We start from the raw sequence: 19,209 nt of genomic DNA, 5'->3' as shown, positions 1-19,209 counted from the left end.
TCCGGCGGGCCTGCAGCTTTCCGGCGATCCCGCTGCAGGTGGAAGGTACGACGCCGGGCGGCGGCTACGCTGCGTTCGTCACCGCTGCCGCCGGGACCCCGTAGCTGGGTTCCCGCTTCTTCACCCACCGGATCACCAGCGACGTCACCGGCACCAGGATGAACTCCACCAGGGTCTTGTACACGAAGCCCACCACCACGTAGTTCACAAAGGTCGCGGCATCCGTTATTCCGATGACCGAGGCGGCGATGCTGCAGAAGATCAGCGTGTCCACGAACTCGCCGGCCACCGAGGAGCCCATGATGCGGGCCCACAGGGACTTCTCGCCGGAGCGTGCCTTCATCCGCACCATGATCCAGGAGTTGATGGTCTGCCCGGCCAGGAACGCCAGCAGCGACGCCAGCACGATCTGCGGAACGGGACCGAGGGCGCCTTCCAGGGCTGCCTGCTTGGACGTTCCGAACTCGTCGTCGAATCCGGGCAGGGCGATGATTGCCCAGTAGCAGAGCGATGCGAAGACGGACAGCCCGAAGGTGGTGAGGATGGCTTTGCGTGCCACCTTGAAGCCGTAGACCTCGCTGATGACGTCGCCCAGGATGTACGCCAGCGGGAAAAGGAAGAAGCCGCCGTCGGTGATGATCGGCCCGATGGCCACTCCCTTGGACGCCCCGATGTTGGACAGGATCAGCACTACCGCCATGATCGCCAGCATGATGCCGAAGTACGGGGAGCCGATCGAGGCGAACCGTGGACGGTCCGGAACTGGGGTGTTTTGGGGAAGGGCGTGGTGGCCTGAAACAGGGGTCATGGCGGAGGTCCGTTCGTAGTGGTTCGCTCGGTGCCCGGGGAGCGGGAACACCGGCTGTATTAGCACTGTCCCCCAATTCTCCCACTGCACGGGAGGCTGCCGTGCGGCAGCGTGATGACCCCAATCTGAACGCGTTCAAATCTGTGGTATCTTTCTTGAACACGTTCAAATCTAAGGGAAGCCCATGACCGCAAAGAGCGAGCAGACGCGCCAGCTGGTGGCCGGCGTCGCCCTGCGGATGTTCCGGGAGATCGGCTTCGCCAAAACCACCATGCGCGCCATCGCAGCGGAGGCGGGCGTCTCGGTGGGCAACGCCTATTACTACTTCGCGTCCAAGGACGATCTGGTCCAGGAGCTGTATCTGCAGGTCCAGGCGGAGCACGCGGTCAGGGCGGCCGAAGCGCTCAAGGACGCTGCCGACCTCACCAGCCGGCTTAGGGCCACCCTTCACACGGGCCTGGACGCCATGGCCCCCTACCACCGGTTCGGCGGCGACTTCATAGCCACCGCCATCCGCCCGACGTCCCCGGTCAATCCCTTCGCCGCAGGGTCAACGGCGGCGCGCGAAGCGTCGCTGGACATCTTCCGCACGGCGGTTGAGGCCGCGAAACCGCCGGCACCGAAAAAGCTCAGGTCCGATCTCCCGGAACTGCTGTGGCTTTTCTACATGGCCGTCACCCTCTTCTGGGTCTACGACACCTCCGACGGGCAGCAGCGGACCAGGCGCCTGGTGGACGGCGCCGTCCCGCTGATCACTAGGGGACTCTCATTGGCCAGGGTTCCCGGTGTCGGCAGGATCCTGGACGATTTCCTGAGCCTGAGCCGCAGCATCCGCGGCTGAAGACCGAAACAACACATTGGGGGGAAAATGAGCGGCACCAGAACGGTGGTACTGGCTGGAGCTTCCGGATTCATCGGCAGATATATCCGGGCCCGCTTCGAGAAGGATGGCTGGACCGTGCGCACCATTGGCCGTGAAGGCGCCAAGGGTTCGCCAGCGGCCACGTGGGATGACGACGACGGCCGCCTGGCCCAGGTGCTGGACGGTGCGGAGTTTCTCGTGAACCTCGCCGGACGCTCCGTCTCCTGCCGCTACAACGACCGGAACAAGGCAGCCATACTGCAGTCCCGCGTTGCGACCACGGCGGCACTTGGCCGCGCCATCGCACTTTGCCGGCAGCCGCCGTCGACCTGGCTCAATGCGAGCACCGGCACCATCTACCGCAACGCCGTCGACCGCCCGCAGTCGGAACGTGACGGCGAACCCGGAACGGGATTCTCCGTGGACGTTGCCCGCGCCTGGGAAGCGGAACTCGACGCCGCCGTGACGCCGGGGACACGCAAGATTCCGCTGCGGATCGCCATCGTCCTGGGCCGCGGCGGCGGCGCGCTGCGGCCGTTCGCCAACCTGGCCCGGCTGGGCCTGGGCGGCCGAATGGGACCAGGCACGCAGAAATTCAGCTGGATCCATGTGGAGGATCTGTACCGGTGCGTCCGTTTCCTGCATGCGCGGAAGGACATCACCGGGCCGGTGAACGTGGCTTCGCCGGATGTGGTGACAAACCGCGAACTGATGCGCATGGTCCGCCGGGCCTACGGGGCCCGGTTCGGCATCCCCACTCCTGCCTGGCTGCTGCGGCTCGGTGCCGTACTGATCCGGACAGAGACGGAACTGGTCCTGAAGAGCCGCTGGGTCCAGCCGGAGAAGCTGCTGGACGCGGGCTTCGTCTACAGCCAGCCAGAACTGGGCCGCGCGCTCCAGCAGATCGCCAAAGCCAGGTGAGCCGGCCGCGCAGGGTGACTTTCGGCCCCGCCGCCTTCCTCCTCGGCGCCGCCCTTACTGTCTTTGTCTTTGGCCTGCCATTCGGTCCCCCGGGGTACGTATTCTCAATTGGAGCGGCCCTGCTATTCGGCATGCCGCTGGCTCTTCTGGTGGGGATGCTTCTGCGGTCTGTCCGCAACCAGTGGATTCATATCCTCGCTATAGGCGGGGCCGGCATCGTCACCGGCATGGTGACACTTCTCTTCCTCGTTGGCACCCGGTGGTATTCGATGTGGGGCTTAGCGCTATGGGCCGGATTTTGCGCCGCGCTGGGCCGCTCGGCCGTGGTACCAATCGTCAAGGCGCACGATGAAGCGGAACAGGGCCACGACGCTGGGCCGTCGCCAGCAGCGGCGGTCTTGGAACCCTGACCAGCCGCACGTCCAGATGCTGTACGGCCCCACAAAGCGGGCGTTCGACGCCGGATGGCAGGATGGTGCCATGACTTCCGTTTCCGCTGATGTCCAGTCCCCCGCTGCCGCTCCGGCCGTTGTCCTGACGATCGCCGGTTCAGAGGCCACCGGCGGCGCCGGTGCCCAGGCCGACCTGAAGACGTTCCAGGAGCTGGGGGTCTTTGGCATCGCCAACCTGACGTGCATCGTCTCGTTCGACCCGAACGACAATTGGAACCACCGGTTTGTCCCGGTGGACCAGCAGGTCATCGCGGACCAGCTGGAGGCGACCACGGCCGCTTACGGGCTGGCATCAGATGGTCAACCACTGCCCGGCCGGCCGGTGCTGGACACCGTCAAGATCGGGATGCTGGGCAGCCCCGCCACCATCGCCACCGTGGCTGGTGCACTGGAAGCCAACAGTTTTGGCAACGTGGTCCTGGATCCGGTCCTGATCTGCAAGGGCCAGGAGCCGGGGCACGCGCTGGACACGGACCAGGCCCTCAAGGCGCAGATCCTGCCGCTGGCCACGTTTGTCACACCCAACCATTTTGAGGCCGAATCGCTATCTGGCCTGGAAATCACCGATGTCGAGTCCCTCAAGGCCGCCGCCATCCGCATCCACGAAATCAGCGGCGCGGCCGTACTCGCCAAGGGCGGGGTGCGGCTGGAAGGCCCGGACGCCGTCGACGTGTTCTACGACGGCGAAACCCTGGAAGTCCTGAGCGCACCCAAGGTGGGCGAGGTGGCTGTCTCCGGCGCCGGCTGCTCGCTGGCTGCCGCCGTGACTGCCGAACTCGCCAAGGGGGCATCGCCGCTCGACGCAGCCCGCACAGCCAAGGACTTTGTCACCGCGGGGATCCGCAATCGCGTCGCGTCCGGTGCTCCCTTTGATGCGCTGTGGCAGGGCGGCGCCCGCTAACCCGCCACCCAGCCCCGGACGCTCTCTCACTAGATGCGCGTTTTCCCGAAACCCTCTTGCACTGTGCGCGAGAGGGTTCCGTATTTTCCTGCATTAGCTGATGGAGCGTCGTCTGGGAGGGACGACGGCGCGGGGCAGCCCTAGACGTTCGTTCACCTGGGGTCGGTTACAGTTCCCATGAACAGCGGCAGCCCGGTTTCGCCATGAACGATCTGGTAGTGGAACGGCCGGTCGAACGCGATGGTCCGCTCGGGCTCCGGTGGAGCGCTGGTGGCCTCTCCGTTGATCTGGGTTACAGCGGCGGCAATGGTGCCCTTTTCGGCCACCGTGATGTTGGCAGCCTGGGCGGCTTGGGTAATCATCATCTGCGGCTGGATGTTGTTGAAGTCCTCCGTGGTACCGAGCATGTTCTCCAGGCCCAGCGCATCGAAGACCTTGCGGAGATCAAAACTGGACTTGTGGTCCCAGCGGGGCAGCTGGATCTGGACTGACGCGGGCCGGGCGGTATCAAACGTGTCCGCGACTTCCGCAAGTTTCTCCGCGTCGAACGCCACAGGGGCGGCCGTGCCGTCGGGAGCGGTTTTCCCTGCGGGCAGGACCAGCCGCATGACGAAACCGTCGGCATAGGGAAGATCCACACCCTGCCAGCCGGCACCTTCCGCATATTTCATCGTGAGTTCGTTGTGCATGGCTGGCACGTCGATTTCCTCGCCCACCGCTGTTGTGAAGGGCAGGTCAGAGGTGGCGTTCGGATCGAACGGTGTGCTCCAGGCAGAGGCGAAGTACAACGAGTTGAGCAGGCTGAAAGTGTTGTTGGGGTCGTACTCCGCCGGGGCTTCCTTGATCCTGCCGCCGGTGTTCCTGTTCACCCAGGCATCAATGGCGGGCTTCGTTGCACCCTCATCACTGAAATCCACGGGATAAACGCCTGTCCCATAGTGCCGGGCCAGGGTATCCAGGAAGGGCTGCCCGGTAGGCACGTCCGTATCTACAAACAGCCCGTTGGCCGTGTGCATGACCGGCTTCTGCGGCGGGTTCTCCTCATCCACCGCACCGGGGTCACCGTCGAACCTTTCGAGCGAGCGGAGGACCGCGTTCATGGCCTCATCGCGCGTCTCGGGAGGAAATTGCAGGATGCTGTCCATCTCGGCCGCGGTCTTACCGGTGGCACCTGCACGGAGCATGGCGAGGGCAATTAGGAGGCTCCCGGGCGAGGACACCACGTTCCCGTTTGCGCCGTCGCCGCCGTCGGCCAGCAATGCTTCGCCGAGGAAGAGCGCCGAAGCCCGGAAGGAGCGCAATTCAGCGGCGTACTCCTCCCGGTCCACATAGACCCGCTCGACGCCGTCAGCCGTGAGGAGCTCCGGGGCCGGGGACGGGCCCGGCGCCGCGCACCCTGCCAGTCCCATCAAGGCACCCCACGCGATCATCCGCTGAAAACGAAACATCTCTGTTGCCTCCCCGGCATGCCGCGGGCGGGAATCCGCCTCCTCCCAGTGAAACAGCGACGACGGCGCGGGACGATGCCGGCAGGGTCACGCTTTGCGCTCGATTTGGTCTCACCCCGGCACGCTCTCCCACTTAGCGCAAGAAAACCTGCGGCGCTCTTTCACTTTCCTGAAGAGAGTGATAGAGCGTTCAGGTATTTCCTGCAGGAACTGATAGAGCGTCCTGGCGTGGTGGGCGGACGACGGCGGGTGGGCACCCGCCGTCGTACGTCAACTGTCCTGCCGCAGGTTCGGGCGCGCAGTTCCTCAGCGCGGAAAGCCTCATGAATACCGTCGGAGTCCCCCTGCACCCGGCGGCAGCGGACGCGTACCGGGCGCTGCAGGGCTGACCCAAGCCCCATCACTTCCCGCCGCGTATCCGCCAACGCCCCATGCCCACCACAAGCGGGCAGGCATTGGGTCAGGTTTCGGCTTCTTATCCACATACGCGCTTCAGGCTGTCGCAGGGCTGAGGGTTTCCTCCCTACTGTTTGGAGGACCAGGAGAGCAGGAAGGAAGCGAGGATCACTGTGGGCAGGAACCAGCGCCGACGGGCGGGACGAACGAACCATGTGCGGAACCAACCAGGAGACCCTTTCAAAGCCTCCGCACCGCAAGTGGCCACCCCTTCATCGGGCAACGTCCGGGAGTTGGAAACCCTGGCCCCGGCCTTCATCTGCTGGTACGTCCAGCGCCCCTTCAGCACAGACGTGGAAGAGGTGCTGGCGAGCCTGAAGCTCTTCTTCCGCTTCTACCCTGAGTTTGGTGAAAAGCGTTCCATCACTGCCCTCGACCCGGCCGAGGTCGCAGCAAGATTGGCGTCCCTCATCATCCATACCGTCTATGAAGGCATCGTGGCCACCTATTCGCTGACGACGTTCCTGCGCTTTCTCCACGATTCCGGCCGGTGGTCCGGCAAGCCGGAATCGTACCGGGCAGTAAACGGCATCCTGACGGACATCATCTGCCTGGACATGCGCTCGGCACCCGGCGGCGCGGAGACGGCTAACGTCGTCACGGCTGCCCCCGCTGGCTAACTCCCCGAGTGCGCCTCAAGGAAGCTGTACACCTCGGTCTCGTCCACGCCGGGGAAGGCCCCGGGCGGCATTGCAGCCAGCAGGTGCGAGTGGGCCCGCGCGGAAGGCCACGCATTGCCGGCCCAGTGCGACGCAAGTTCGGCCGGCGGTCGCTTGCAGCAGTTTGGATCCGGGCAGGTGGACTTGGCCCTTGCCGTCGTCTCCCGCCCCCGGAACCATTTCACGTGCTGGTACGGAACCCCGATGCTCAGCGAAAACTCCCCGGTGGCGGAGCGTTCGGTGCGGGCGGTGCACCAGTAAGTCCCCGAGGGCGTGTCGGTGTACTGGCTGTAAGCACTGAATTTGTCCGGCACGTCGAACACTGCACGGGACGTCCACGCCTTGCACGACGGCTGGCCCTCGATGGCGCCGGTGTGGTCCTGGGGGAACGCCACGCCGTCGTTCTCGTAGGCCTTGTAGATGATCCCGCTCTGGTGGGTCTTCTGGAAGTGCGTGGTGATGCCCAGGTGCTGGGTGGCGAGGTTGGTAAACCGGTGGGCGGCCGTTTCGTAGGACACGGCAAAAGCATCGCGGATGTCCTCCACCGCGATCTCCTTGGCGGCCTTGGCCTTGTGCAGGAATTCCATGGTGGCCTGCTCGGGGAGCAGGAGCGCGGCGGCAAAATAGTTCGTTGCCACGCGCTGGGCCAGGAAGTCGCCGTAATTCTTGGGGGTTTCATGGCCCAGGACGTAGTGGCCCAGCGCCTGCAGCAGCACCGACCGGGGGTCATGGTCCGTCCGCTGGTTCTGGGTGAGGTAAATTCTGCGGTTCTTCAGGTCGGTTACGGACCGCGTTGAATGCGGCAGGTCACCCACGTGGTGGAGCGTGAATCCAAGGTTCTCGGCGATGTCCGCGATGACGTGCTGGCTGAGCGGACCGGTGGTGTAGCCCACGGCCTTGAGGACCTTCTGCGCCTCGGCCTCGTACTCCGGGAAATAGTTGCCGCGCTCGCGCATCATGGCCCGCAGTTCACCATTCGCCCGGCGGGCTTCCTCAGGGGTGGCCACCTGATCGTTCATCTTGCGTTCCAGCTCATGCAGCAGGCCCACCTGGGCCTCCAGCACATCCAGCGGAAGCCGCGAACTGATGCGGATTTTCGGCAGGTTCAGCGTCTCGTACAGCGGGCTGCGCTGGTAGCGTTCCAGCTCGATCTCCAGGGCGGCGCGTCGGCTGGGCGGTTCAGCACCAAGAAGTTGGTCCATGCTGACGTTGAGCGCGGAGGCCAGGTGCTGGAGCAGCCCCAGCTTGGGTTCCCGCTTTCCGTTCTCGATCAGGCTCAGCTGGCTGGGCGCCGTACCGACGGCGGCGCTGAGGTCATCGAGGGTCAGTCCAGCCTGCTTGCGCAGATGCCTGACCCGCCGGCCCAGGCTGATGACGTCCAGGCCAGCGGGCGCGGCGGAGGGTGTTTGCGGCGAGACTTCTCTGTTCCAGCTTCCAGGCGTCATTTCTGAAGGATACGTGAAGAAATGCATTTCTTTCCATACTTTTTCTCTAGAAAGGTGCTTGAAAGTGCTGAAAAGTAGTGATCACGGAAAGAAACACCGCACCGGGAAGCCGGCGGGAACTGCAAAGGCGCAGTTCCCGCCTACCGATTCCGGAGCTCAATCAAGGAGATCAACGATGACTGCAGCATTTGAGCCCACCCAGCAGACGCCCGCAGAGCAGGCCGCCGCCCTGGAGCTCGAGTGGGCCGCCAACCCGCGCTGGGAAGGTGTGACCCGGGACTACAAGGCTTCCGACGTCGTCCGCCTCCGCGGCCGCGTCTCCGAAGAACACACCCTGGCCCGCCGTGGTGCGGAGAAGCTGTGGAAGCAGCTGACCGAAGAGCACAAGACCGGCGGTTACACCAACGCCCTGGGCGCCCTGACCGGCAACCAGGCCGTGCAGCAGGTCAAAGCCGGACTCCGTGCCATCTACCTTTCCGGCTGGCAGGTCGCCGCGGATGCCAACAACTCCGGCCACACGTACCCGGACCAGTCGCTCTACCCGGCCAACTCGGTCCCGACGGTGGTCCGCCGCATCAACAACGCCCTCCTCCGGGCAGACCAGATCGAGTTCTCCGAAGGCGTCCAGACGGTCGAGGACTGGATGGTCCCGATCATCGCCGATGCCGAGGCAGGCTTCGGCGGACCGCTCAACGCGTACGAACTGATGAAGTCCATGATCCAGGCCGGCGCCTCAGGCGTTCACTGGGAGGACCAGCTCGCCTCGGAGAAGAAGTGCGGCCACCTCGGCGGCAAGGTGCTCATCCCAACCCAACAGCACGTCCGCACTCTGAACGCCGCCCGCCTGGCCGCCGACGTCGCCGGCACCCCGTCCGTGGTCATCGCCCGTACCGACGCAGAGGCAGCCACCCTGATCACCTCCGACGTCGACGAGCGGGACCAGGAGTTCATCACTGGCGAGCGCACCGCAGAAGGCTTCTACAAGGTCCGCAACGGCATCGAACCCTGCATCGCCCGCGCCAAGGCCTACGCCCCGTACTCCGACCTCATCTGGATGGAAACGGGCACCCCGGACCTCGAGCTGGCCCGCAAGTTCGCCGAAGCGGTAAAGGCCGAGTTCCCGGACCAGATGCTCTCCTACAACTGCTCGCCGTCGTTCAACTGGCGCAAGCACCTGGACGACGCCACCATCGCGAAGTTCCAGCGTGAACTTGGCGCCATGGGCTTCACGTTCCAGTTCATCACCCTGGCCGGCTTCCACGCCCTGAACTACTCGATGTTCGATCTCGCCCACGGCTACGCCCGGGAAGGCATGAGCGCCTACGTCGAACTGCAGGAGAAGGAATTCGCCTCCGAATCCCGCGGCTACACCGCAACCAAGCACCAGCGCGAAGTCGGCACCGGCTACTTCGACGACATCGCCACTGCGCTCAACCCGAACGCATCCACCCTCGCACTGGTCGGATCGACCGAAGAGGGCCAGTTCCACTAAATCTTTCCCAAGCAAGTAGCAGTAAGTGTCGTTTTGAAGGCTCAAAACGGCACTTACTGCTACCCAGTTGGGCCCTGCACCAGGAGACCGAAATGAACAGCTTCACTGACAGTTTCACCATCAATGGAATCACCATGACCGCGCAGCCGATTTGCCGGCAGGACGAGGTGCTCACCCCGGATGCCTTGGCTTTCATAGCAAAGCTGCACCGGTCGACGGCGGCCCGGCGGCAGGAACTGCTGCAGGCACGCCGGACGCGGCGAGCTGAGATCGCTGCCGGGCAGGACCCGCGGTTCCTCCGCGAAACCGAGGAAATCCGCAACGACCCGTCCTGGCGCGTCGCTCCCCCGGCCCCGGGGCTGGAGGACCGCCGCGTGGAAATCACCGGACCGGTGGACAAGAAGATGACCATCAATGCCCTAAACTCCGGGGCCAAAGTGTGGCTCGCTGACATGGAGGACTCCTCCACCCCTACCTGGCGGAATGTCATCAAGGGCCAGTTGAACCTCACCGACGCCCTGGAGCGGCGCATCGACTTCACCTCCCCCGAGGGCAAGGAGTACAAGCTCCGCCCCGCCGGTGACCTGCCCACCATCGTGGTCCGCCCCCGCGGCTGGCACCTGCCCGAAAAGCACATGCTGATCGACGGCGAACCCATCGCCGGCGGCATCGTGGACTTCGGCCTGTTCTTCTTCCACAACGCCCGCCGCCTCCTGGCCCAGGGCAAGGGCCCGTACTTCTACCTGCCGAAAATTGAGAACCACCTCGAAGCCCGCCTGTGGAACAACATCTTCATCCTGGCCCAGGACCTGCTCGGCATCCCGCAGGGCACTATCCGCGCCACCGTGCTGATCGAAACCATCACCGCGGCCTTCGAAATGGAGGAGATCCTCTACGAACTGCGGGACCACGCCGCCGGACTTAACGCCGGCCGCTGGGACTACATCTTCTCGCTGATCAAGAACTTCCGCACCCGCGGCCCCCGTTTCGTCCTGCCGGACCGCAGCCAGGTGACCATGACGCAGCCCTTCATGCGTGCCTACACCGAACAGCTGGTCCGTGCCTGCCACAAGCGCGGCGCCATGGCCATTGGCGGCATGGCCGCAGCTGTCCCCAACCGCAAGGACGAGGCCGCCAACGCCAACGCCCTGGAGAAGGTCCGTGCGGACAAGACCCGCGAGGCCAACGACGGCTTCGACGGCTCGTGGGTGGCCCACCCGGACCTGGTGCCGGTCTGCCGCGAGGTGTTCGACAGCATCCTGGGCAGCAAGCCCAACCAGCTGGACCGCACCCGCGAGGACGTGGTCCCGGACGACCGCGCCCTCATCAACGTTGCTGCCACCACCGGCACCATCACCGAGCAGGGCATCCGCAACAACATCGAAGTGGGCATCCGCTACATCGAATCCTGGCTCCGCGGCAACGGCGCGGTGGCCATCCACAACCTCATGGAGGACGCCGCCACCGCGGAAATCTCCCGCTCGCAGCTCTGGCAGTGGATGTTCTCCAGCGCCATCACGGATCGTGGAGAAATCGTCACCCACCACTGGATCGAGGAACTCCTGGACGAGGAATTCGCGCGGCTGGAACGCTTCGACGGTGACCGTTTCGAAGACGCCCGCGACATCTTCGAGGAGGTCACCATGGCCCAGGACTTCCCGTCCTTCCTCACCCTCCCCGCCTATGCGCGGTACCTGACCGAAGCCCGCGAGAAGGCCACGGTCGAGGAACTCGCCGCCGCATAACCAGAATTCCGTTCGCCGGGCCGGCACGCCCTTCGCAACAGGCACCTCCGAAATCCGGAGGGCCGGCCCGGCGACGGAGCATCCCCACCCCGGACGCTCTCTCACTTAACGCAGGGAATTTCCGATCGCTCTCTCACTTTCCCCCGGAAAGTGAGAGAGCGTTTCTCGTTAGGCTGCGTTAAGTGAGAGAGCGTCCCCAGGTAGGGAAGGACATACGACGGCGGCGCCTGGCTCAGCGGCCCTTTGGCACCTGCCGCACGGAGAGGGCAGTGCTGGCAAAAAACGTCAGCACGGACGCCAGGATCACCAGCAGTGCCGGGGTCCAGGAGCCCGAGACGTCGTGGATGTAGCCCACCAGCGGCGGGGCGGAAGCTCCGATTGCGTAGCCGGCGCCCTGCACCACGGCGGACATGCGTCCAGCCGACGCCTGGTCCCTGGCCAGCCGGATGATGGCGATGAAGATGACGGTGATGCCGCCGCCCTGGGCGATACCGCCGGCGGTGGACCACAGCCACCAGGCCCCGGGAGCCAGCAGCAGCCCGGCGGGCACGGTAATCCACAGGACACCCAAGGTGACCGCCAGGGACGCCATGCTCATGTATTTGGCGGCAAACGGCACTCCAAGACCGCCCACGATGGCGAGGATCTGGAAGATGGAGGAAGCAGCGCCGGCCTCGGTTGCGGACATTCCCAGCTCGTCGTTGAGGTAACTTGGCAGCCAGGCTGTCACCCCGTAGTAGGAGAACGCCTGCCCGGCGAAGCCCGCTGTCAGCCCCGCAGTGATCCAGCGCGAGCCCCGGACCGGCGCCAGGCTGCTGTTCGCTGTGCTTTCGGGCGAGACCAGGAATGCGCTTCGCGGACCCACCGCCAGGATCCAGAACGCCACCGCTACCACCGCCAGGACCGCCACGGATCCCAGTGCGAACCTCCACCCCGCCACGCTGGCCAGTGGCGCCGTGATCACCGACGTCAGGAACGAGCCGATGTTGAGGGCTGCCGTGTAGATGCCCATCGCGGTCCCCTGCCGGGCCGGCGCAAAGTCGCGGCGGATAATCAGGGGCACCGCGATGTTGCCCACTGTAATGGCCAGGCCGATCACAACCGTGCCGGCCATCACCAGGACCGGACCTCCCGAGGAACGGACCAGGACGCCGGCCAGCACCCCAAGGATGGTCAGCGTCACTGCGAACTCGGCGCCGAACTTCCTGGCTGCCAAGGATGCCAGGGGCGCGGCCAGGGAGAAGCAGAGGACCGGGATGCTGGTCAGCAGCCCCAACATCACCGGCGAGAAGTTGAGCTCGGCCTGCATCAGGTCCACCACCGGGGCAACGGCTATGAACGGGCCCCGAAGGTTAAGTGCCAACAGGCCTATGCAGGCCAGCAGGATCCAGCTGTAGGGAATCCGGGCGAGGATCCGGCCGCTCACAGGGCCAGGGACCGGTCTGGGGGTGGTTTCATCACTCCCATTGCTATCACGGCCGGCGGTTCAGCGGTTCCAGGCGTCCCCGCAGGACCCGCGGGCTTACGATGAACTTCACGCCAGAGAGATCCGGGACGAAGGACAACGCCATGCAGCACCGCCTCGCCATCCTTGATGACTACCAGAATGTGGCCCATGGTTTTGCCGACTGGGCAGCCCTGGAAGCGGAAGGGGTAAGTGTTGTTACCTACCGCGAACCTTTCGCCTCACCCGAGTCCTTGGTGGCAGCGCTGGCGGATGCCACCATGGTGGTGGCCATGCGCGAGCGGACCGCTTTTCCGCGCGAAGTGCTCGAAAAACTTCCCGGCCTCCAGCTCCTGGTGACCACCGGGATGGCGAATGCCTCCATTGATGTTGCCGCCGCTGCCGAGCAGGGCATCACTGTCTGCGGCACTCCGGGTTCTCCCACCGCCGCTCCCGAGCTGACGTGGGCACTCCTGCTGGCCATCGCCCGGAACCTGACGGCCGAGGAAAACTCCCTGCGGGCGGGTAACTGGCAGACCTCGGTGGGGTTCGAGCTGGCAGGAAAAACGCTCGGCGTTGTGGGGCTTGGCAAGATCGGGCGCCGCATTGCAGCCTACGGGCAGGCCTTCGGGATGGAGGTGCTGGCGTGGAGCCAGAACCTGACGGCCGGGGCGGCGGAGGAGGCCGGTGCGCGGCTGGTGTCCAAGGAAGAGCTGTTCCGCCAGTCCGACGTCGCCACACTCCACCTGAGGCTCTCCGCACGCTCGGAAAACATCGTGGGCGAACCGGAGCTGCGCCTGCTGGGACCCGAAGGCATCCTGGTCAACACCGCCCGGGGCCCGCTGGTCAGCCAGGACGCACTGCTGAAGGCCCTCAGCGAGGGCTGGATCCGGGGGGCGGCGCTGGACGTGTTCGACCAGGAACCGCTGCAGGCAGGGCATCCGCTCCTCACCGCGCCCAATACGGTGCTCTCGCCGCACCTCGGTTACGTCACGCGGGAAAGCTACCGCCAGTTCTACGGCGGGGCATTTGAGGACATCACCGCCTGGCTGGCCGGCGCGCCCGTCCGGACCATCACACCGTAGCCGGGTCTCAGCCGGCCATGGCGTTTCCGGCCAGAGTTGCCTCGATAACCGCCGGGGAAAGGACATGCTGGGTCACCAGCTGGCTGGCGCCGAGGATGGCGGCCTTGTCGCCCGCATGGGACAGCCCGATCCGGAGCTGCGACGTGGCAAGGGGCAGCGAGCGCCGGTAGACAACCTCCCGGACGCCGGCCACGAGGTGCTCACCCGAGTCTCCGATGCTTCCTCCGATCACGATGACGGAGGGGTTCAGGAGGTTCACCACGGTGGCAAGCACATCGCCCACGTCCCGGCCTGCCTGGCGCAGGGCCTGGATTGCCTGCTGGTTTCCCTGGGCCACCAGGCTGACCACGTCCGCCCCCTTCGCCGCCTCCAGCCCTTCACCGCGCAGGGCTGCGGCGATCGCCGGTCCTGAGGCGAGGGCTTCAAGGCAGCCGTGGTTTCCGCAGCGGCACAGGACGTCGTCTCCGCGGGGGACGCGGACATGGCCCAGGTCGCCGGCTGTGCCGTTGGCTCCGCGCTGCAGCTCGCCGCTGCTGATGATGCCCGCGCCGATGCCCGTGGCCACTTTCACGAAGATGAAGTTGTCATGGTCGGGCCAATGGGCGGTTCGCTCACCCAGTGCCATGATGTTGACGTCATTGTCCACCAGCACGGGGACCGGCAGCGAGCGCTGGACAAACCGGACCACATCGAACCCGTCCCAGCCGGGCATGATGGGCGGCTTTACGGGGCGCCCCGTGTCATGCTCCACGGGTCCGGGCAGCCCGATCCCCACACCCGCAAGATCCGCCACGCCCCGCGAGGCCGCCGTCAGCAGTTTCACTGCCTCGCGGACCACCAGCCCCAGGACTTTCTCCGGCCCGTCCGCCACCTGCTGGTCCACCCGCCGTTCAGCAAGCACAGAGCCGCCCAGGTCCGTCACGGCGAGCGCCACGTGCGTTGCTCCGACGTCCACCGCCAGCACCACCCGGGCGGCCGGGTTGAAGGCAAAACGCGACGGCGGCCTCCCGCCGCTGGAGATTGCCTCACCGGCCGGGCCAACGAGTCCGGAAGAGATCAGGGCGTCAATCCGGGCGGCAACGGTTGACCTGGCCAGGCCTGTGGTGCCGGCCAGCTCGGCGCGGGTGCGGGCCCTGCCGTCCCGCAGCAGCTGGAAGATGTCGCCGGCGCGGCCGGGCAACGCCTGGGGCTCAGCGGGAGCCTGCCGGGCGGTGGTCTTGTTCATAGGACATGGATAGCAGATCTACTTATTTATGTCACGGCAGCAACTTTTGCTTGACGTTCGGCAAAAGTGATCCTAGCTTTGCAGGTAGACCTGCATCACAGCACTTGCCATCGCGGCCAAGCAACCGGGAGACACCTTGTCCTACTCAATTCAGCTCTACACCCTGCGTGACGCCATCCAGGAGGACCTCGAAGGAACCATCCGCAGGGTCGCGGACATCGGCTTTACCCAGGTGGAGCCCTACAACTTCGTGGCCACCGCAAAGGAACTGGGCGCTGCCCTGAAAGAGAACGGACTGACGGCACCGTCCGGCCACGCACCGCTGCTCAGCCAGGACCAGGACCAGATCTTCGCGGCGGCCAAAAACCTGGGCATCAGCACGGTAATCGACCCGTTCATCCCCGCCGACCGCTGGCAGACGGCAGAGGACATCCAGGCCACGGCAGCGGCATTGAATGAAGCCGCCAAGAAGGGCGCCGAATACGGCATCCGGGTTGGCTACCACAACCACCAATGGGAGCTGGAGTCCACCATTGAGGGCCGGACTGCTTTGGAATACTTCGCCGGCCTGCTCGATCCGGAGCTGGTCCTTGAAGTGGACACCTACTGGGTGGCTGTCGGCGGGCAGGACCCCGTGGACATCCTCGCCAAGCTCGGCGACCGGGTGAAGCTGATCCACATCAAGGACGGGCCCCTCACTACGGACACCAAGGCGCAGCAGCCTGCAGGCAAGGGCCGGGTTCCGGTCCTGGACGTCATCGCCGCCGCCACCTCCCTGGAGGTGGGCGTGGTGGAATTCGACGACTACGCCGGGGACATCTTCGAGGGCATCGAGGAGAGCCTTGCGTTCCTCAATGCCGCCGGGAGCACCGCAAAGAACGCCGCCGCCAACACCGAAGGAGCCCAGGCATGAGCATCCCCTCCATGGCCAAGGGCCCGGTTGGCGTCGGCGTCATCGGCGCGGGCAACATCAGCAAGCAGTACCTGGACAACCTCACCACGTTCCCTGACCTCAAGGTCCACGTCATTGCGGACCTCTTCGAGGAGGCCGCCGAGGCCCGGGCCAAGGAATACGGAATCGCCGAGTGGGGCGGGGTGGAGAAGGCACTGCACCATCCCGACGTCGAAATCATCGTCAACCTGACCATCCCGGCAGCCCACGTGGAGGTGGCCACCGCAGCCGTCAACGCCGGCAAGCACGTCTGGACGGAAAAGCCGTTCTCCCTGGACCGGGAATCCGGGCTGGGCCTGCTCAAGACGGCCGACTCCGCAGGCATCCGCCTGGGCTGCGCTCCCGACACCTTCCTTGGCGCCGGCCTCCAGACCGCGCTGCGCCTGATCCAGCGCGGCGACATCGGCACCCCGCTGACGGCCATGACCACGTTCCAGACGCCCGGACCGGAGTCCTGGCACCCCAACCCGGCCTTCCTGTTCCAGTACGGGGCGGGCCCGCTGTTCGACATGGGCCCGTACTACCTCACCACCCTGGTGCAGGCCTTCGGCTCCATCCGCAAGGTGGCCGCCGTCGGCTCTAAATCCAAAGAAGTCCGCGTGATCGGTTCCGGCCCCAAGGCTGGCGAGGAATTCACGGTGGAAGTCCCCACCCACGTCTCAGCGATGGCCCAGTTCGAGAGCGGAGCATCCTCCCACAGCGTCTTCTCCTTCGAGTCCCCGCGTACCCGGATGGGCTTCGTGGAGATCACCGGAACCGAGGCCACCCTTTCCCTGCCGGATCCCAACAACTTCGACGGCGACGTCAAGCTCTGGCGGGCAGGCGACGAGGACTGGACCACCGTCCCGGCCACGGGGCCCGCGAACGGCCGCGGCATGGGCGTCCTGGACATGGCGCGCTCGCTCCGCGCCGGTGTCGCGCACCGTGCCACCGGCGACCTGGCCTACCACGTGCTGGATGCGATGGTCTCCATCTCGGAGTCCATGGATTCGGGAACGTTCGTGGACGTGGCAAGCTCCGCGCCGGCGTCGGCACCCCTCCCCGAAGACTGGGCACCGGAAACCCTGACCCTCGGAGACTCCGCATGAGCCCGGGCGCAGGCACCACCGCGCCGCTGGGCGTGGCCATGATCGGCTACGCCTTTATGGGCAAGGCACACTCCAACGCGTGGCGGAACGTCGCCAGCTACTTCGACGTCCCCGCGTTCGAGCAGAAAGTCCTGGTGGGACGGGACGCCGAAGCCGTTGCGGAGGCCGCCGCCAAATACGGGTGGGCAGAAACCGCCACGGACTGGCGGACTGTCCTGGACCGGGACGACATCCACATCATCGACGTCTGCGCACCCGGCTGGATGCACGCCGAAATCGCCATCGCCGCCCTGGCTGCCGGCAAGCACGTACTGCTGGAAAAGCCGCTGGCCAACACAATGGCGGAGGCTGAGGCCATGACCGCTGCCGCCGGCGCCGCCAGGGCCCGGGGCGTGCAGTCGATGGTGGGGTTCAACTACCGCAGGGTTCCGGCCCTCGCCCTGGCCAGGGAGCTCATCGGCGAGGGCAGGATAGGAACGGTCAGGCACGTCCGCGCCGCCTACCTGCAGGATTGGCTCGCGGATGACCAGGCACCCATGACCTGGCGCCTCCGCAAGGAAACCGCCGGGTCAGGGGCCCTCGGCGACATCGCGTCGCACGCCATCGACCAGGTCCTGTTCCTGCTCGGGGACCAGGTCACGGAAGTCTCGGGCCGGACCCACACGTTCGTCAACCGCCGCCCCGGCACGGGCGGTCCCGCGGGCGGGCTCGAGGACGTAACGGTCGACGATGCCGCCTGGGCAACGCTGTCCCTCGCCTCCGGGGCCATCGCCTCAGTGGAGGCATCCCGGGTGGCCACCGGCCGGAAGAACTCCCTGCAGCTCGAGGTTTTCGGCGACAAGGGGGCCCTGCGCTTCGACCTGGAAAACCTCAACGAACTCCAGTTCCTCGACGCAACCGCACCCGCCCGGGAGCAGGGGTTCCGCAGGATCCTGGTCAGCGAACCCGAGCACCCCTACCTTGACGCGTGGTGGCCGCAGGGCCACATCATCGGCTGGGAGCACACGTTCACGCACGAGGTCCGCGACTTCCTGCTGGCCGTCAGCTCCGGAACCGCGCCGTCGCCGTCGTTCGAGGACGGACTGGAAGTCCAGCGCATCCTGGACGCCGTGGAGCAATCAGCCGCCTCCAACAGCACCCTGGTCCAGCTCTCCCCCGCCACCGAAGGAGCCTGACATGCCCCGCCCGTTTACCCTGTTCACCGGCCAGTGGGCCGACCTGCCGCTCGAGGAAGTCGCCAGGCTCGCCTCCGGCTGGGGCTACGACGGCCTGGAAATCGCCGTCTCCGGAGACCACCTGGACGCCTGGCGCTGGGACGAGCCCGGCTACGTCGAGTCCAAGCTCGCCCTGCTGGAGAAGTACAACCTCAAAGTCTGGGCCATCTCCAACCACCTCAAAGGCCAGGCTGTCTGCGATGACCCCATCGACTTCCGCCACCAGGCCATCGTGGGGGCCAAGGTCTGGGGCGACGGCGACCCCGAAGGCGTCCGCCAGCGTGCCGCCGAGGAAATGCAGCACACCGCCCGGCTCGCCAAGGCACTCGGCGTGGACACCGTCGTCGGCTTCACAGGCTCTTCCATCTGGCAGTACGTCGCCATGTTCCCGCCCGTCCCCGAAAAGGTCATCGACGCCGGCTACCAGGATTTTGCCGACCGCTGGAACCCCATCCTGGACGTCTTCGACGAATGCGGCGTCCGGTTCGCCCACGAGGTCCACCCCTCCGAAATCGCCTACGACTACTGGACCACCGTCCGCACCCTCGAAGCGATTGGCCACCGCGAAGCGTTCGGCCTGAACTGGGACCCCTCGCACATGATGTGGCAGGGCATCGATCCCGTCTCCTTCATCTGGGACTTCAAGGACCGGATCTACCACGTGGACTGCAAGGACACCAAGGTCCGCCAGACAGGCCGGAACACCGTCATGGGTTCCCACCTCCCCTGGGGCGACCCCCGCCGCGGCTGGGACTTCGTCTCCGCCGGACGCGGCGACGTCCCCTGGGAAGCGTCCTTCCGCGCGCTGTCCGCGATCGGCTACGACGGCCCCATCTCGGTCGAATGGGAAGACGCCGGCATGGACCGCCTGCACGGCGCCCCCGAAGCCCTCGCTGCCCTCAAGAAGTTCGACTTCCCGCCGTCGAACACTTCCTTCGACGCCGCTTTCAAACAGTAACCCCAAGAGTTTTTGTCCAGATATGCAGGGTTGTGAGGCCTTGAAGCCTGCATA

General features: G+C 65.8%; 16 protein-coding genes. 11 read left to right on the top strand and 5 right to left on the bottom strand.

From position 1 onward, the window contains the following. Positions 1–64: 64 nt before the first annotated feature. Positions 65–808, bottom strand: a complete 744-nt coding sequence (locus ACKAE7_RS09875; RefSeq protein WP_408979054.1) for a queuosine precursor transporter — start codon at positions 806–808, stop codon at positions 65–67. Positions 809–992: 184 nt separating this feature from the next. Here ACKAE7_RS09875 and ACKAE7_RS09870 point away from each other — a divergent pair, with 184 nt between their 5' ends. The 3 genes from ACKAE7_RS09870 (at position 993) to ACKAE7_RS09860 (ending at position 3,944) form a co-directional block, all read left to right on the top strand. Continuing rightward, positions 993–1,649 (top strand): TetR/AcrR family transcriptional regulator, encoded by a 657-nt coding sequence (locus ACKAE7_RS09870; protein ID WP_408979053.1) that lies wholly within the window; start codon positions 993–995, stop codon positions 1,647–1,649. A 27-nt stretch (positions 1,650–1,676) separates the two neighbouring features. Further along, on the top strand, positions 1,677–2,591 hold the full coding sequence (locus ACKAE7_RS09865) for a TIGR01777 family oxidoreductase (RefSeq protein ID WP_408979052.1): 915 nt from the start codon (positions 1,677–1,679) through the stop codon (positions 2,589–2,591). A gap of 480 nt (positions 2,592–3,071) precedes the next feature. After that, positions 3,072–3,944, top strand: coding sequence for a hydroxymethylpyrimidine/phosphomethylpyrimidine kinase (locus ACKAE7_RS09860; protein ID WP_363958464.1), 873 nt, complete (start codon positions 3,072–3,074; stop codon positions 3,942–3,944). A gap of 152 nt (positions 3,945–4,096) precedes the next feature. Here ACKAE7_RS09860 and ACKAE7_RS09855 read toward each other — a convergent pair whose 3' ends face one another. Next, complete coding sequence (locus ACKAE7_RS09855; protein WP_408979051.1) at positions 4,097–5,392, bottom strand: serpin family protein; 1,296 nt, start codon at positions 5,390–5,392, stop codon at positions 4,097–4,099. A 656-nt stretch (positions 5,393–6,048) separates the two neighbouring features. Here ACKAE7_RS09855 and ACKAE7_RS09850 point away from each other — a divergent pair. Further along, entirely contained in the window at positions 6,049–6,468 is a 420-nt protein-coding gene (locus ACKAE7_RS09850) for a hypothetical protein (protein WP_191035314.1), read from the top strand. Here ACKAE7_RS09850 and ACKAE7_RS09845 read toward each other — a convergent pair. Beyond that, positions 6,465–7,979 carry a helix-turn-helix domain-containing protein gene (locus ACKAE7_RS09845; protein ID WP_408979050.1) on the bottom strand — a complete coding sequence of 505 codons (1,515 nt, stop codon included), beginning with the start codon at positions 7,977–7,979 and terminating at the stop codon, positions 6,465–6,467. The two genes, ACKAE7_RS09850 and ACKAE7_RS09845, sit on opposite strands and share 4 nt — an antisense overlap. 148 nt (positions 7,980–8,127) lie before the next feature. On the opposite strand from ACKAE7_RS09845, the gene aceA reads away from it, so the two are divergent. Continuing rightward, complete coding sequence (aceA, locus tag ACKAE7_RS09840; protein ID WP_188811465.1) at positions 8,128–9,444, top strand: isocitrate lyase; 1,317 nt, start codon at positions 8,128–8,130, stop codon at positions 9,442–9,444. Positions 9,445–9,536: 92 nt separating this feature from the next. Continuing rightward, a complete protein-coding gene (gene aceB / locus ACKAE7_RS09835; protein WP_408979049.1) occupies positions 9,537–11,189 on the top strand; it encodes a malate synthase A in 1,653 nt (550 codons plus the stop codon). Between the two features lie 232 nt (positions 11,190–11,421). On the opposite strand, the gene ACKAE7_RS09830 is transcribed toward aceB, so the two are convergent. Then, positions 11,422–12,615 (bottom strand): CynX/NimT family MFS transporter, encoded by a 1,194-nt coding sequence (locus ACKAE7_RS09830; RefSeq protein ID WP_408979048.1) that lies wholly within the window; start codon positions 12,613–12,615, stop codon positions 11,422–11,424. 143 nt (positions 12,616–12,758) lie between these two features. Between ACKAE7_RS09830 and ACKAE7_RS09825 the strand changes: the two genes are divergently transcribed. Next, complete coding sequence (locus tag ACKAE7_RS09825; RefSeq protein WP_408979047.1) at positions 12,759–13,718, top strand: D-2-hydroxyacid dehydrogenase family protein; 960 nt, start codon at positions 12,759–12,761, stop codon at positions 13,716–13,718. A gap of 7 nt (positions 13,719–13,725) precedes the next feature. On the opposite strand, the gene ACKAE7_RS09820 is transcribed toward ACKAE7_RS09825, so the two are convergent. Next, positions 13,726–14,943: an ROK family transcriptional regulator gene (locus tag ACKAE7_RS09820; protein WP_408979046.1), complete on the bottom strand. Its 1,218-nt coding sequence runs from the start codon at positions 14,941–14,943 to the stop codon at positions 13,726–13,728. Between the two features lie 136 nt (positions 14,944–15,079). Between ACKAE7_RS09820 and ACKAE7_RS09815 the strand changes: the two genes are divergently transcribed. From ACKAE7_RS09815 to ACKAE7_RS09800, 4 genes are read left to right on the top strand one after another with little or no spacing between them, the layout of a single operon-like run. Continuing rightward, on the top strand, positions 15,080–15,856 hold the full coding sequence (locus tag ACKAE7_RS09815; RefSeq protein ID WP_191035319.1) for a sugar phosphate isomerase/epimerase: 777 nt from the start codon (positions 15,080–15,082) through the stop codon (positions 15,854–15,856). Beyond that, positions 15,853–16,983, top strand: coding sequence for a Gfo/Idh/MocA family protein (locus ACKAE7_RS09810; protein WP_188811452.1), 1,131 nt, complete (start codon positions 15,853–15,855; stop codon positions 16,981–16,983). The genes ACKAE7_RS09815 and ACKAE7_RS09810 overlap by 4 nt, the downstream gene beginning before the upstream one ends. Then, positions 16,980–18,158, top strand: a complete 1,179-nt coding sequence (locus ACKAE7_RS09805) for a Gfo/Idh/MocA family protein (protein ID WP_188811450.1) — start codon at positions 16,980–16,982, stop codon at positions 18,156–18,158. Before ACKAE7_RS09810 ends, ACKAE7_RS09805 begins: the two co-directional genes overlap by 4 nt. Position 18,159: 1 nt before the next feature. Continuing rightward, positions 18,160–19,155, top strand: a complete 996-nt coding sequence (locus tag ACKAE7_RS09800; protein ID WP_188811448.1) for a sugar phosphate isomerase/epimerase — start codon at positions 18,160–18,162, stop codon at positions 19,153–19,155. Positions 19,156–19,209 lie beyond the last annotated feature (54 nt).

The sequence above is a fragment of the Pseudarthrobacter sp. NKDBFgelt genome, assembly GCF_046097905.1.
GTDB lineage: Bacteria > Actinomycetota > Actinomycetes > Actinomycetales > Micrococcaceae > Arthrobacter > Arthrobacter polychromogenes.
This window is presented reverse-complemented; position numbering and strand designations above follow the sequence as displayed.